Annotated in this window: 17 protein-coding genes; 7 read left to right on the forward strand and 10 right to left on the reverse strand. The window is 69.4% G+C overall.

Features of this window, described 5'->3' with window-relative positions; all coding sequences use genetic code 11:
* Positions 1-33: 33 nt before the first annotated feature.
* Together WFJ01_RS02530 and WFJ01_RS02535 are read right to left on the reverse strand one after the other, a co-directional pair.
* On the reverse strand, positions 34-258 hold the full coding sequence (locus tag WFJ01_RS02530; RefSeq protein ID WP_251443711.1) for a hypothetical protein: 225 nt from the start codon (positions 256-258) through the stop codon (positions 34-36).
* A gap of 86 nt (positions 259-344) precedes the next feature.
* On the reverse strand, positions 345-911 hold the full coding sequence (locus WFJ01_RS02535) for a dihydrofolate reductase family protein (RefSeq protein ID WP_336628110.1): 567 nt from the start codon (positions 909-911) through the stop codon (positions 345-347).
* Between the two features lie 126 nt (positions 912-1,037).
* Here WFJ01_RS02535 and WFJ01_RS02540 point away from each other — a divergent pair, with 126 nt between their 5' ends.
* The 3 genes from WFJ01_RS02540 (at position 1,038) to WFJ01_RS02550 (ending at position 3,040) form a co-directional block, all read left to right on the forward strand.
* Complete coding sequence (locus WFJ01_RS02540; protein ID WP_336628111.1) at positions 1,038-1,853, forward strand: N-acyl homoserine lactonase family protein; 816 nt, start codon at positions 1,038-1,040, stop codon at positions 1,851-1,853.
* A 9-nt stretch (positions 1,854-1,862) separates the two neighbouring features.
* Positions 1,863-2,330, forward strand: coding sequence for a MarR family winged helix-turn-helix transcriptional regulator (locus WFJ01_RS02545; RefSeq protein ID WP_292882468.1), 468 nt, complete (start codon positions 1,863-1,865; stop codon positions 2,328-2,330).
* A 164-nt stretch (positions 2,331-2,494) separates the two neighbouring features.
* Positions 2,495-3,040 (forward strand): Dps family protein, encoded by a 546-nt coding sequence (locus WFJ01_RS02550; protein ID WP_251443719.1) that lies wholly within the window; start codon positions 2,495-2,497, stop codon positions 3,038-3,040.
* A gap of 33 nt (positions 3,041-3,073) precedes the next feature.
* Here the strand turns inward: WFJ01_RS02550 and WFJ01_RS02555 are convergent, their stop codons facing one another.
* Positions 3,074-4,285 carry an MFS transporter gene (locus tag WFJ01_RS02555; RefSeq protein WP_336628112.1) on the reverse strand — a complete coding sequence of 404 codons (1,212 nt, stop codon included), beginning with the start codon at positions 4,283-4,285 and terminating at the stop codon, positions 3,074-3,076.
* 45 nt (positions 4,286-4,330) lie between these two features.
* Here WFJ01_RS02555 and WFJ01_RS02560 point away from each other — a divergent pair, with 45 nt between their 5' ends.
* Entirely contained in the window at positions 4,331-5,245 is a 915-nt protein-coding gene (locus tag WFJ01_RS02560) for a LysR family transcriptional regulator (protein ID WP_336628113.1), read from the forward strand.
* A 266-nt stretch (positions 5,246-5,511) separates the two neighbouring features.
* On the opposite strand, the gene WFJ01_RS02565 is transcribed toward WFJ01_RS02560, so the two are convergent.
* A complete protein-coding gene (locus tag WFJ01_RS02565; RefSeq protein ID WP_336628114.1) occupies positions 5,512-6,138 on the reverse strand; it encodes a hypothetical protein in 627 nt (208 codons plus the stop codon).
* A 257-nt stretch (positions 6,139-6,395) separates the two neighbouring features.
* Here WFJ01_RS02565 and WFJ01_RS02570 point away from each other — a divergent pair, with 257 nt between their 5' ends.
* From WFJ01_RS02570 to WFJ01_RS02580, 3 genes are all read left to right on the forward strand, one after another.
* On the forward strand, positions 6,396-7,283 hold the full coding sequence (locus WFJ01_RS02570; RefSeq protein ID WP_336628115.1) for an RNA polymerase sigma-70 factor: 888 nt from the start codon (positions 6,396-6,398) through the stop codon (positions 7,281-7,283).
* Between the two features lie 71 nt (positions 7,284-7,354).
* Positions 7,355-7,696 (forward strand): hypothetical protein, encoded by a 342-nt coding sequence (locus tag WFJ01_RS02575; protein WP_336628116.1) that lies wholly within the window; start codon positions 7,355-7,357, stop codon positions 7,694-7,696.
* Between the two features lie 79 nt (positions 7,697-7,775).
* Positions 7,776-8,537: an SDR family oxidoreductase gene (locus WFJ01_RS02580; RefSeq protein ID WP_336628117.1), complete on the forward strand. Its 762-nt coding sequence runs from the start codon at positions 7,776-7,778 to the stop codon at positions 8,535-8,537.
* A gap of 103 nt (positions 8,538-8,640) precedes the next feature.
* Here WFJ01_RS02580 and dnaB read toward each other — a convergent pair whose 3' ends face one another.
* The 6 genes from dnaB to rpsF all read right to left on the reverse strand — a co-directional run bounded on the left by dnaB (position 8,641) and on the right by rpsF (position 13,182).
* The gene (dnaB, locus tag WFJ01_RS02585; RefSeq protein ID WP_336628118.1) at positions 8,641-10,026 is read right to left on the reverse strand and encodes a replicative DNA helicase; all 1,386 of its coding nucleotides are present in this window, start codon (positions 10,024-10,026) and stop codon (positions 8,641-8,643) included.
* 468 nt (positions 10,027-10,494) lie between these two features.
* Positions 10,495-11,382 carry a hypothetical protein gene (locus tag WFJ01_RS02590; RefSeq protein ID WP_336628119.1) on the reverse strand — a complete coding sequence of 296 codons (888 nt, stop codon included), beginning with the start codon at positions 11,380-11,382 and terminating at the stop codon, positions 10,495-10,497.
* A gap of 126 nt (positions 11,383-11,508) precedes the next feature.
* Positions 11,509-11,961, reverse strand: a complete 453-nt coding sequence (gene rplI / locus WFJ01_RS02595) for a 50S ribosomal protein L9 (RefSeq protein WP_251443739.1) — start codon at positions 11,959-11,961, stop codon at positions 11,509-11,511.
* An 11-nt stretch (positions 11,962-11,972) separates the two neighbouring features.
* Entirely contained in the window at positions 11,973-12,227 is a 255-nt protein-coding gene (rpsR, locus tag WFJ01_RS02600; RefSeq protein WP_071641238.1) for a 30S ribosomal protein S18, read from the reverse strand.
* A 65-nt stretch (positions 12,228-12,292) separates the two neighbouring features.
* A complete protein-coding gene (locus WFJ01_RS02605) occupies positions 12,293-12,811 on the reverse strand; it encodes a single-stranded DNA-binding protein (protein ID WP_251443742.1) in 519 nt (172 codons plus the stop codon).
* A 5-nt stretch (positions 12,812-12,816) separates the two neighbouring features.
* Complete coding sequence (gene rpsF / locus WFJ01_RS02610) at positions 12,817-13,182, reverse strand: 30S ribosomal protein S6 (protein WP_336628120.1); 366 nt, start codon at positions 13,180-13,182, stop codon at positions 12,817-12,819.
* Between the last annotated feature and the right edge of the window lie 78 nt (positions 13,183-13,260).

A 13,260-nucleotide genomic window follows, 5' to 3' on the forward strand; every position in this document is an offset into this window, starting at 1 on the left:
CGCATCGGCGACGGCGTCCGCGGTCCCGCCGGATCAGATCCGGTCGAGGCCCTCCTTGCGGCGCTCGTCCTGCGATCCCTCGTCGTCGACGCCGCCGGTCTCGTCGAAGGCCTCGTCGCGGTGATGCTGCCGGCGCTCCTCCTGCTCCTGCCGGTCCTCGCGCAGCTCGTCGTTCTTGTCGTGACCCATCTCGTCCTCCTCGTCCGCGCGCGTGAGCACGCTCAGGGACAGGATCCCCCACCCGAGCCGGATCCGCACGGGTTTCTGTGCAGGGCGACAATCAGGACGATCCCCCGGCAGTCCACCCGCCCCTGGTGAGCTCGCCCCCGGATGAGCCGCGCGGCTCACCGCCCGGGCGGGCCGTCGAGCACGGTCGGCACGTACTCGAGCAGCTGCAGCCGTCCGTCGAACGTGCGCGATGCGACGAGGTCGAGACGCACGTCGGGGTACCCGTCGAAGATGCGGTCCTGCCCGGTCGCCCCCGTGATCACGGGGAAGAGCACGACCCGGTAGCGATCGACGAGACCGGCGCTCAGCAGCGACCGGCACAGGGAGACGCTGCCGAGGGTGCGCAGCGGTCGATCCGACTCCTCCTTCAGACCGCGCACGAACTCGACCGCGTCTTCGCGGACGAGGGTGGAGTTCGCCCACTCCAGGGGCTCCGGGAGCGTGGCCGAGAACACGTACTTGGGGATCGGGTCGAGCACCCCGACGCCCTCCTCGCCGCTCGCGGCGAAGGCGGACATGAGCCGATAGGTCGTCGCCCCCATCAAGATCGGGTAGTCCCCGTCCGGCGCCGTCGCGAGCCACTCGAAGTACTCCGGCCCGCCCATGCCCCACAGGCCCGGCCAGCCCTCGGCGGCGCCGTAGCCGTCGAGGGAGCAGATGAAGTCGATCGTCAAGGTCTGCATGTCGTCTCCTCCGCACGCCGTCCCGCGCCGGGATCCCGGCGCGATCGGCGGCTTCGCGCAGGAGTCTAAGCGCGTTCTGCGGAAGCCGCTCGACAATTTACGTGTCACGACATATAGTGTCGTGACATGAACATCATTCAGAACGTCGCGGTCGTCAGCACCGGAACCGTCGCGATCCGGCCCGAGCATGTGGCACGACCCTCGACGCCCATGCTCTGGTGGCTGGCCACCTCCCGCCGCTGGACGGCGCCGCGCCCCATCAACGTCTACGTGATCGAGCACGAGAAGGGCCTGGTGCTGTTCGACACCGGCCAGGATCGGGCCTCGGTCACGGACCCCGACTACTTCCCCGGCGGACTGAACGGCTACTTCTACCGCCGTCTCGCCCGGTTCACGATCGGCCCCGAGGACACCCTGACGACGCAGCTGGCCCGCATCGGCTACGACATCGCCGACGTCACCGCGGTGGTCGTCTCCCACCTGCACCAGGATCACATCGGGGGCCTCTCGGAGCTCACGCACGCGCGGATCCTCGTGGGCCGGGCGGAGCTGGACGCCGCGCGCCGCAGGTCCGCCGAGCTCAACGGGTATCTGGAGAAGCACATCTTCCTGCCGGGGCTGCGCTGGGAGCCGCTGGCCGGCGAGCTCGATCTCTTCGGTGACGGGGCCATCACCCTGCTCCCCACCCCCGGGCACACGCCGGGCTCGCTGTCCGCCCTCATCCAGCGCGCAGGACGCAGGCCCCTCCTGCTCGTGGGCGACCTCACCTATGACGTCACCCTGCTCGAGCAGGGCATCATCCCCGGCGTCGGCGACAGGGCCGGCCTGCTCGCGTCGACCCGGTACGTCGCCGAGCTCGCCGCGCAGCACCCCGGCCTCGTCGTGCTCGCGGCCCACGACCCGGGTGCGCAGCGTCTGCTCGCCGAGGCGGACCGCCCCTAGAGTGAAGGGATGAGGCAGGCAGAGCAGATCCGCTACCTCCTGCTCGCCGCGCAGCGCGAGGGCAACCGCCGGCTCGCGGCGGCGCTCGAGCCGATCGGGCTCTCCCCCGCGCAATCCGAAGTGCTCCGGATCCTCGGGGATCACGGCGACCAGGGCGAGCTCACCGTCTCCGGAGTCGGACGGATGCTCGTCTGCGACAGCGGCACCAACCCCTCTCGGCTGATCGAGCGCCTGGTGCAGGCGGGCTACATCGAACGCGTCGACGACGGCGAGGACCGTCGCCGCGTGCACCTGCGCCTGACCCCGACGGGGAGGGCGAAGGAGCAGGAGACCCGCGCGATCGAGGACGCGATGTACGCCGAGATCGACGCGCTGCCCGGCGCCACGGATCTCATCGCCCCCCTGGAGCTGCTCGTGACGGGCGCTCCTGCCGGTGAGGCGCTGAGAAGGCGCATCGACGCGCCCCGCGGAGCCTGAACGACGCCTGACCCGCGCGCGTCCACGGCCGTGTCGCCGCCCCGGATAGTGCCCGATCCCGAGAAGCGCAAGCCCGTAGGTCTCCGCGACGCGAGCGCATAGCCTGCACGAATCAGCGCAGGCGGATCCTCCGTCCTGCGGATCCCCGTCGAAGAAGGAGTCCCATGAACGCCCCGGCGACGACTGCCCCCAAGAACCGCCGCAAGCCCGCGAAGGGCGCGGCACGCACGGCCGAGGAGAACGCGGAGAAGGGCTTCGCCGCGTCCCAGGAGCTGAGCGACAGCATGCAACGGGTCCTGGTCGATCTGATCGAGCTCTCCCTTCAGGGCAAGCAGGTCCATTGGAACGTGGTGGGCCCGAACTTCCGCGACACCCACCTCCAGCTGGACGAGATCATCGACGCCAGCCGCCTGTTCGCCGATACCGTCGCGGAGCGGATGCGCGCCCTGCACGCGCTCCCCGACGGTCGCAGCGACGTGGTCGCCGAGACGACGACGCTGCCCGAGTGCCCGCACGGCGAGATCGCGACGCGAGACGCGATCGATCTGATGACCGAGCGGCTCGACGGCGTTGCCGCGACCTGCCGCGACGTGCACGACCAGGTGGACGAGGAGGATCCGACCAGCGCCGACATCCTGCACGCGGTCCTCGAGCGGATCGAGCAGCTGTCCTGGATGGTCAGCGCCGAGAACCGCACCCCGAAGGGATGAGCGCGGCGGCGCGCTCACGCCAGGACCGACGTCTCACCGTCGCGCCATCCGCGCACCCGACACCACCACCAGCAGGCCGGCGAGGGCGCTGAGGCCGATGAGCACCGCGACCGGAGACCAGAGACTCAGCGCGGCGGCCGCGAGAAGCGGAGGCAGGGTCATCCCCGCGTAGGCGATCAGGAAGACGGCGGCGAGCGCCTCGCCCCGTCGCTCCGGCATGGCCGCCGATGCCGCGGTGGTCAGTGCGTTGCGGAAGAGGATCCCGATGCCGCCACCCGTGATCCCCGCCCCGGTCAGGAAGAGCGCCAGCGACGTCAGCGCGGCGCCCGCCCCGACCACGCCCAGGCCGAGCACCGCGAGGACGATCGAAAGGGTGAGCTGCGCACGTGCCGACACCGTGGTCGTGAGGATCTGCGCCGCCGCGGCGGTCATGAAGAGGATGAACGGAGCCACACCCACCAGCAGCGGCGAGTGCACGCCGAGCACGCGGCCGAGGAACGTCGAGGAGAGCCCCATGAACGTGCCGAACACGGCGAACGCACCGAAGGCCGCCGCGGCCGCCGACCAGAAGGCCGCGCGCCCCGCCGCCGGCACGGTCACGCGCTGCGGCCGGTAGGCGGGTCGCTCCTCACGGCGTTCGACCGTCTCCGGCACGAAGGCCACGACGACAGCCTCGACGGCGAGCAGGACGGCGAAGATCGCGTAGGGCGTCACGAGCGGACGCGCCGCCCAGGTGGCGATCAGGCCGCCGACCAGGGGCCCGAGCGAGATGCCTCCGAGGTTCGCGAAGGTCGACACCAGGGCGGAGCGCCCCGCAGGGCGGCCCGCGGCGGCACCGAGCTCGGAGAGATGTGCCGTGGCGGTGGCGGTGAGGATGCCGACGCCGAGCCCGCACACGAAGCGGGCGATGATGAGGCCGATGACGTCGGTCCACACGAGGAAGAGGACCGCGGAGAGCACGGTGATCAGGAGCGATCCGAGGATCACGCGCCGACGGCCGAGCCAGTCGGAGACATGTCCGGCCAGGTACAGGCTCACCATCACGCCGACCGCGTAGGAGACGAAGATCACGGTGAGCACGATCGTGGGGAAGCCGTCGCGCTGCTGATAGATCGCGTAGAGCGGCGTGGGGATCGCGCAGAACGCCATCTCGGTCAGGAACGCGACCGCGATGATCCAGAAGCCGGCGTGGTGGGGAAGCCGTCGGGGGGACGCGAGGGGAAGCGATGCTGTCGTCGTGGTCACGGTTCCATGCTTTCCTCGACGCGTCATCGAGTCCAACGGTTATCCTTGATCACTGCCATCGCTGCGATCGATGACCCGGGAGGTCATGTGGACACCCGCCAGGCCGAGTACGCCATCGCCGTCGCCGACGAGCTGAGCTTCACCCGTGCCGCACAGCGCGTGTTCGCCGGACAGTCGACGGTCTCGGCAGGCGTGCGCGCGCTGGAGAAGGAACTGGGCGTCGCCCTCTTCGAGCGCGATCAGCGCGGAGTGCGGATCACCGCCGCCGGGGAGGCCGTGCTTCCCGTGCTGCGAGAGCTCGTCGATGCCGAGGCGCGCGCCAAGGCCGCCGCGGATCCCCGGGGCGAGCTGCGCGGTCTCCTGCGCATGGGCATGTTCACGAGCATCAGCTCCATGGCCGTGCCGCGGATCATCGGCGCCTTCCACCGCGCGAACCCGCTGGTCGAACTCCGCCTGCGAGGCAACTCGGGCGGATCCGGTGAGCTGGTCGAGTCGGTCCGACGAGGCAGGGTGGATCTCAGCCTCTTCGGCCTCCCTGCGACGGCGGCTCCGGGCCTGGCCGTGCATCGACTCGCGACGACGCCGTACCGGGTCGTCCTCGCTGAAGGTCACGCGCTCGCGCAGCGGGCGGAGATCGGCCTCGCCGAGATCGCCGGCGAGCACTTCGTGGACACCCCCGTCGGGTTCGGCAATCGCGATGTCCTCGACTCCGCGCTGGGCGCGCGGAGCATCGTCCGTGACGTGCGGGCCGAGGTGACGGAGACGAGTGCGATCCCGGTGTTCGTCGCCACCGGCCTCGGCATCGCGCTCCTTCCGGAGCTGCTCATCACGCCCGTCGACGGCATCGTGTCGGTGGCACTCGCCGAGCACATCGACTGGGATCTCAGCATCATCAGCCCGCGCTCGCCGAGCGCACCGGCCGCGGCCCTCATCGAGGAGTTCCTCGCCGCCTATCGCTGATCCCCGCGCCGAGCCGGCTCAGGACTCAGGGCCCGGAGCCGGCGAACAAGGGGAGCCGGACGGAGGCGAAACCGTCCGGCTCCCCGGCGTTCCACGGCTTGGCGAGCGACCGGAAGCCTGGGGGACCCCGCATGCGCCGTGGAACCTTCCCACGCTTCACGCTATTGCCCTGCACCCGCGTCGGGCAGGGGCTTGACGACGGATACGGGAGCGGCTAACCGAGACCTTCTCCCGGGTCCAGGGGGCGGCCGGCTTCTGCTGCGACGTCAGCCCCCGACGGGGCGGCGCGCGAGGTTCGCCGCCCGGATCCTGCGACGCTCATAGGTCAGCGTGGCGCCGAGCAGGACGATACCGACCGTCGCGCCCGACAGCTGCGCCCCGAGCAGGGGCGATCCGATCCCTTCGGTGAGCGCGAGGGCCACCAGCGCGCCGCCGAGCACGCAGTTCACTGCCGCGATCATGCTCGCCATGGTGAACAGGAAGGAGCTGCGTCCGTACCGGACGCCGTACTCCCCGGTGCGGGCGTCGCCCCGGACGAGAAGAGCGGGCCCCGACGGATGCACGCCCGCGAAATGCGCTCGGATGTTCTCCATCCGCTGGCGCACGGCGATGTTCTCGATGGTGTTGTCGACGAGCCGGACGACCGTGAACCATCCGAGCACGAAGATCGTCGGCAGCAGGGTGAAGGTGAGGATCGCGAGAAGGCCCGGGGTCCGCGCGGAGAATCCGAGCGCGACCAGGCCGCTCGACAGCGTCGAGAGGTAGATCGTCGACCTCGCTCCGGACTCGCTGACGGTCGCGCTCGCGACCGACTGCAGGACGATCTGCTCGTTCGCCAGGGCGCTGCGGAGAGCTGCAAGATCGGCGGATGCCGACGACGTCGATTCCGTCATGGAGGGCCTTCCCGGTGTCTTTCCTGCGGGCAGATCGCCGCTACCAGGAATGACCGGCGAGGGGGCGCGCCTGTGACGGGTGGGGGCAGATCGGGGCGCCCTGTCCGGCGGCGACGGGAAGACCGGTGAGGAGGCGAGGCTGTGACAATGGTGGGGAGTTCCCGCAGAGCGTCACGTTTCGTGCACGTACTCGGTCAATGTCATCGAGAGCACTGCGATCGAGTCGCGCGGAGAGGGTGAGGATCACGGACGAGCGGATGACGGCCGAGTGGGCCGACCTGGACACGGCGGTGGCGGTGTTCGCGCAGGAGCGCCGGCGGTTGTTCGGCATCGCGTACCGCATGACGGGGAGCGTCGCCGACGCGGAGGACGTCCTGCAGGAGGCCTGGATCCGTTGGCAGCACACGGACCGGTCTGTGGTGAAGGAACCGGGAGCGCTGCTGACGACGGTGGTCACCAGGCTCTGCATCAACGAGATGCAGTCGGCCCGTGCCCGTCGGGAGACCTACATCGGTCCCTGGCTGCCTGAGCCGGTGAACACCGAGGATGACCCGCTGCTCGGCGCAGAGCGCGGCGAGGCCCTCGACTTCGCCGTGCTGCTCCTGCTCGAGAAGCTCACCCCGACCGAGCGGGCCGCGTACGTCCTGCGTGAGGCTCTCGGCTATCCCTACGATCGGATCGCCCTCATCGTGCGGGCCTCCGTTCCCGCGACACGACAGCTGGTGAGCCGAGCTCGCAAGCACCTGGCCGACAGCAGGCGCAACGCGGTGCCGGCGGGCGAGCACCGTCGTCTGCTCGAGACCTTCCTCGCGGCCGCCCAGACCGGGGACATCTCGGCGCTGGAGGATCTCTTCGCCTCCGACGTCGTGAGCTACACCGATGGGAACGGTGTCAGACTCGCCGCCCGCATCCCCGTCTCCGGCCGGACGCGCGTGGCGAAGTTCGTCGCCGCGTTCTCCGGCCATTTCTGGCAAGGGAAGACGCAGCGCTGGATCGAGGTCAACGGGCGGCCGGCCGTGACGCTTTCCGAGGACGGCATCGTGACGACGGCCCTCACCGTGACGGCATCCCCGGAGGGCATCACGCAGCTCCTCTGGGTGATGAGCCCCGAGAAGCTGCAGCGCCTCGCGTCGGCCGGAGCATGACCGCTCGACCCGGACCGATGCGCACCGCGCACCGCGCAGCACGGCGAAGCGCATCCCGACGGGTGTCTCGCGTGGAGATCATCCGCGAGCTGCTGGCGAGGGGCGACCGCACCCCGCTCTCGAGGAGACTGCACCGCAGGGTCTCTTTGATCGTCGACGGCGGCGGTCGCGTCCTGGCTCCGAGTTCACCGGTGGTCGGGCGAGACGATGTCTCCCACGCCCTCGTGGACCTTCTGGGGCCGGCGTCCGGCTGGATCTCCTCGATCGTCGAGGTGAACGGCGCACCCGCCGTGGTCTTCCACGACGGCAGTCGCGTCGCCGGGGTCCTGAGCCTGCGCATCCGGGCATGTCATGTCTCGGGCATGTGGGCGGTCGTCAACCCGGACAAGCTGAGGCACTGGAACACGCCGTGAGCCGTCACAAACCCGGTTGCCCGCCGGTCAGCACTGGGAGGCGCCGATCACGGCGTCGTGAATGACGGGAGGCAAGGACATGGCGAAGATCGTTGTGATTGGCGGCACGGGACTGATCGGCTCGAAGGTGGTGTCGAAGCTCACCGCTCACGGGCATGAGGCGATCGCCGCATCCCCGAACACCGGCGTCGACACCGTGACCGGGGAGGGCCTCGCCGAGGTGCTCGTCGGTGCGGATGTCGTGGTCGACGTGTCGAACTCTCCGTCCTTCGAGGAGAAGGACGTCCTGGAGTTCTTCACCACCTCCACGCGCAATCTGCTCGCCGCGGAAGCAGCGGCCGGCGTCGGCCACCACGTCGCGCTGACCATCGTCGGCACCGACCGCCCGCAGAACATCCCCTACTTCCGGGCCAAGACCGCTCAGGAGAAGCTGATCCGCGAGTCCGGCATGCCGTACTCCCTCGTCCACGCCACCCAGTTCTTCGAGTTCCTGGGCAGCATCGCCGACATCTCCGTGGGCGCCGACGGCGCCGTGCACCTGCCCGGTGCGCTCATCCAGCCCATCGCGGCCGAGGATGTCGCCACGGCGGTTGCGCGAGCGGCAGCGGGAGAGCCCCTCAACGGGGATCGCGAGATCGCGGGACCTGAGCAGTTCACCATGGACGAGTTCGTCCGCCGGGGCCTCGCCTTCCGGGGCGACAGCAGGACTGTGGTGCAGGATCCCGACGCGCAGTACTACGGGGCGCACATCGACGAGCGCACGCTGATCCCGGTCAACGGCGCGGTGATCTTCGAGACCACCTTCGAGGAGTGGCTGCCGGCCAATCCTCCTCGCGGCTGACCTCACGAGGGCGATGCCCGAATCACGGCCGCCTCGCCAGGTGCACTGCACCTGGCGGGGTGGCCGTCCGGTCGATCAGGGGCGGGTCCGGCGAAGCCCGGATCTAGTGGAAGTCGCCGCCGTCCTGGAAGTCGCTGGCCATGTCGGCGAAGCGCGAGAAGTGGCCCTGGAAGGCGACCTGGATGGTCGCGGTGGGGCCGTTTCGGTGCTTGGCGACGATGAGGTCGGCCTCGCCCGGGCGTACGTCTTTGTCGTAGACGGAGTCGCGGTGCAGCAGGATCACCATGTCGGCGTCCTGCTCGATGGATCCCGACTCGCGCAGGTCGCTGATCGCGGGCTTCTTGTCCTGCCGCTGCTCGGAGCCACGGTTCAGCTGGGACAGCGCGATCACCGGCACCTGCAGCTCCTTCGCGAGCAGCTTCAGGGCACGCGAGAACTCGGAGACCTCCTGCTGACGCGATTCGACCTTCTTGCCGCTCGTCATCAGCTGCAGGTAGTCGATGACGACCATCCGCAGGCCGACGCGCTGCTTGAGCCGGCGGCACTTCGCGCGGATCTCGACGAGCGTCATGTTCGGGCTGTCGTCGATGTAGAGCGGGGCATCGTTGATGCGTCCGCGGGTCGAGGCCACGGTCGTCCAGTCGCGCTGGTCGAGCGTGCCCTTGCGGAGGTTCTGCAGGGGAACGGCGCCCTCGGCGCTGAGCAGGCGCATGGCGATCTCCGCCTTGCCCATCTCGAGCGAGAAGAAGATGGAGGGCTGGTTGTGCCCGATCGAGGCCGCACGGGCGAAGTCGAGCGCGAGGGTCGACTTTCCCATGGCGGGGCGGGCGGCGACGACGATCATCTGACCGCCGTGCAGGCCGTTGGTGAGCTCGTCGAGCTCGCGGAATCCCGTCGGCACGCCCGTCATGGATCCGTCGCGGCCGCTCGCGGCCTCCATCTCCTCGACCGCCGCGTCGACGGCCACGGTGAGCGGCACGTAGTCCTCGGCCTGCTCCGTGCCGGTGACCGAGTAGATCTCGGCCTGCGCACTGTTGACGAGGTCGGTGGCGTCGCCCTGCCCGTCGTAGCCCATCTGCACGATGCGGGTGCCGGCGTCGACGAGCTTGCGCAGGATCGCACGCTCGGACACGATCCCGGCGTAGAAGCCCGCATTCGCCGCGGTCGGCACGATCGACGTCAGCGAGTGCAGATAGTCGGCGCCGCCCGCGCGGGACAGGTTGCCCGTCTTGATGAGCTCGTCGGTGACGGCGATGACGTCGGTCGGCTCGCCGTGCGAGTACAGCGAGAGGATCGCGTCGAAGATCAGCTCGTGCTTGGGGATGTAGAAGTCGGCTCCGCGCAGGGACTCGATGACGTCGGCGACCGCGTCCTTGGAGAGCAGCATGCCGCCGAGCGTGGACTGCTCGGCCATGAGGTCGTGCGGAGGGGTCCGTTCAGGCCTCCGCTCGCCACCGAGCCGCTCTTCGGCGATGTCCGCGATCGACACGCGCGCCCCCTTCTCCTACCCCACCGGCTGTGCGCAAGGCCCGGTCGGGATCCGGCCTCGCGGGGTTGATCTCCCCGTGGGCACATCGCATCACAGACCACCGACATCGGGTTGCTGGACCACGCTACCCGCCCGCTCGGAGGGCCTGTGGATAACTCTGTGGAGGAATTGCGCGTAAGTCGGGAGAGTCTGTGCAGAACACCTGGGGATAACTGTGGGGAGTCTTTCGTATCTGAACTTTTTTATGGTGGTTGATCTGGGATTATCCGTTTCCCCAGCCTGTGGATGGGAATCTGTTTAAAGTCCCTCTTTAAGGTTCGTCGAGCGTTGTGCGGATGTGTACAACCTGGGGAGGAAACTCATGCTCGGGGCGCTTTGTCAAGTCGGCCGTTCGGCGGGAGTGGCGACGCTCGAAGGAGCAGTCCGAACAGCCGAGAGCGCGCCGACGCGCACGTCCTCGGACGTGGCTCAGCGCCTCTCGGCGCCCATGCGCCGGCCGCGCGCGTCGCCCGCCGCGCACCACCGCCCGAGCCGTCGCTGCGCCACCGTGCTGCTGAGTTCGTCTCGGCGCTCAGGGTGCTCATGCCAGTACCGCAGCGCGGCATAGAGCACCCACGGTGGGGCCGCATAGTCATCGACCCCGAGGTCCCAGGGCGCACTCCCGTCGCGCTCGATACGCACCCGCCGCGCCCCCTCGGTCGAACGGTCGTCCCGCCCGAGGGCGGAGACGGCACGCACCTGCTCCCATCGCACGATCTCGATCGCGTCCAGATAGTGCCGGGTGATCCCGGAACGACCGATCGCGATCCCGATCGGGATCCGCCCGAACGAGGCGCTGCGGAAGGCGGCGACGAGCGCGATGACCCCGCACAGCACCAGCACGGCGGTCCCCAGCACCAGCGGCGCGATCAGCAGCAGCCAGGCTCCGGCACCCCGCTCGACGACGCGGGCTCCGGCCACCACGAGCAATGCGCCCGATCCCGCGCCGCCCAGCAACAGCGCCCAGCCGAGCCCCCAGGATGCGAGCTGCTGGCGGAAGAAGTGCACCCAGGAATCGGGCGGCTCCTGGTCCGCTCGCGTCAGTGCGACGGCGTTCATCAGGACCGGGCCCCGGTAGCGGCGCGGCGGGCCCTCTCGTGAGACCGAGAGCCCCGCCATGAGCGCCCCGAAGCTCACCGCCCAGAACACGGTCCACAGCACGTCACCCCGCACCGCACAGGTCGCCCCGAGCACCAGCAGGGCGGCGGCGGTGAGCGCCATGAAGACGGCCGCCACCGGTGACACCGCGCCCATCCCGCGCTCGTCCCAGTTCGCGGGCAGCGGATAGGGGATCGGATCCTCCGCGTCGTCGCTCATGCTCCCCCCTTCGGCTCGACAGTAGCGCGCCCGGAGGACGAGTACTGCTCGGCCCTCGTCCGGTCGCCCCGGCACGCGAAAGGGGCCGCCTCCCGGAGGAGACGGCCCCTGACAGGGAGTCGGCGCTTACTTGGCGGCGACGACCTGCAGCGTGATCACAGCGGTCACGTCGTCGTGCAGACGAACGGTGGCCTCGTGGTCGCCGACCGACTTGATCGGCGAGGTGATGTGCACCTTGCGCTTGTCGATCGCACCGATGCCCGCGGCCTCGACGGCGGCGGCGACATCGGCGGTCTTGACCGAGCCGAACAGACGGCCCTCAGCGCCCGCCTTGACGGCGAGACGGACCTTGGCGGCCTCGATGGCGTTCTTCAGCGCCACCGCGTCGTCGAGGTCGTGGATCGCACGCGCCCGACGGGCGGCCTGGATCTGCTCGACCTGCTTCTCGCCACCGCGCGTCCACGCGACGGCGAAACCCTGCGGCACGAGGTAGTTGCGGGCGTACCCGTTCTTGACCTCGACCACGTCACCGGCGCTACCGAGCCCGGCGACCTCATTCGTGAGAATCAGCTTTGCCATGTCGGTACCCCTTAGCGGCCAGCGCCGGCGTAGGGCAGGAGAGCCATCTCGCGAGCGTTCTTGATCGCCTTGGCGATCAGACGCTGCTCCTGCACCGAGACACCGGTGATACGACGGGCGCGGATCTTTCCACGCTCCGAGATGAACTTGCGGAGGGTCGCGACGTCCTTGTAGTCGATGACACCCACGCGGATGGACTTCGCGGGAGCGGTGGGCTTGCCACCCTTCCGCGGCTTGCGGCGGTCGCCGCTCGACTTTCCAGCCATGAGTCTTCCTTACGAGAAATGGTTTTCGGATCCCTCGGGATCCGCAATCTTGGTGTTGCTTCGGGTCAGAACGGGGTGTCGTCGCCGAAGCTGCCGGGAGTGCTCCACGCGTCGGCGCTCGAGGAACCGGGCGTCGACCACGGCTCGTCCGAGCCCTTGGGCTGCGGACGACCGCCGCCGCTGCCGCCCTGACCGCCCTGGAAGTTCCCGCCGCCGTTCGAGGCGGCACGGGTGACCTGTGCGGTCGCGTAGCGGAGCGAGGGGCCGATCTCGTCGACCTCCAGCTCGATCGCCGTGCGATTCTGGCCCTCGCGGTCCTGGTAGGAGCGCTGACGCAGGCGGCCGGTCGCGATGACCCGCATGCCCTTCGTCAGGGATCCCGCCACGTGCTCGGCGAACTCGCGCCACACGGACGCACGGAGGAACAGCGCGTCGCCGTCCTTCCACTCGTTCGCCTGGCGGTCGAAGGTGCGCGGCGTCGAGGCGATGGTGAAGTTCGCCACCGGCAGCCCGTTCTGCGTGTAGCGCAGCTCGGGGTCGGCGGTGAGGTTCCCCACCACGGTGATGACGGTCTCGCCGGCCATGATCCTTAGACCTTCGCGGCCTTGGGCTTGCGAGCGGCCTTCTCCTCGGCGCGCTTGGCCTCGGCTGCGACCATCGCGTGCGCCTCTTCGGCACGCAGAACCTTGGTGCGGAACACGAGCTCCGACAGGTTCAGCTGGCGGTCCAGCTCGTTGGTGGCCTCGCTGGTCGCGGTGAAGTTCACGACGGCGTAGATGCCCTCGGTCTTCTTGTTGATCTCGTAGGCGAAACGGCGCTTGCCCCAGATGTCGACCTTGTCAATCGAGCCACCATCGTTGGTGATGACCTTCAGGAACTTGTCGAGGTTGGGGGCAACCTGGCGCTCGTCCAGCTCGGGGGTCAGAATGACCATGAGCTCGTACTGGTGCGTCACTTACCCACCTCCTTCGGACTAGAACGGCTTCCGGGACTTTCCCGGAAGCAGGAGGGTGTTGTGCACGTGTCCGGGCAC

This window comes from Microbacterium sp. MMO-35 (genome assembly GCF_037147555.1).
Taxonomy (GTDB): domain Bacteria; phylum Actinomycetota; class Actinomycetes; order Actinomycetales; family Microbacteriaceae; genus Microbacterium.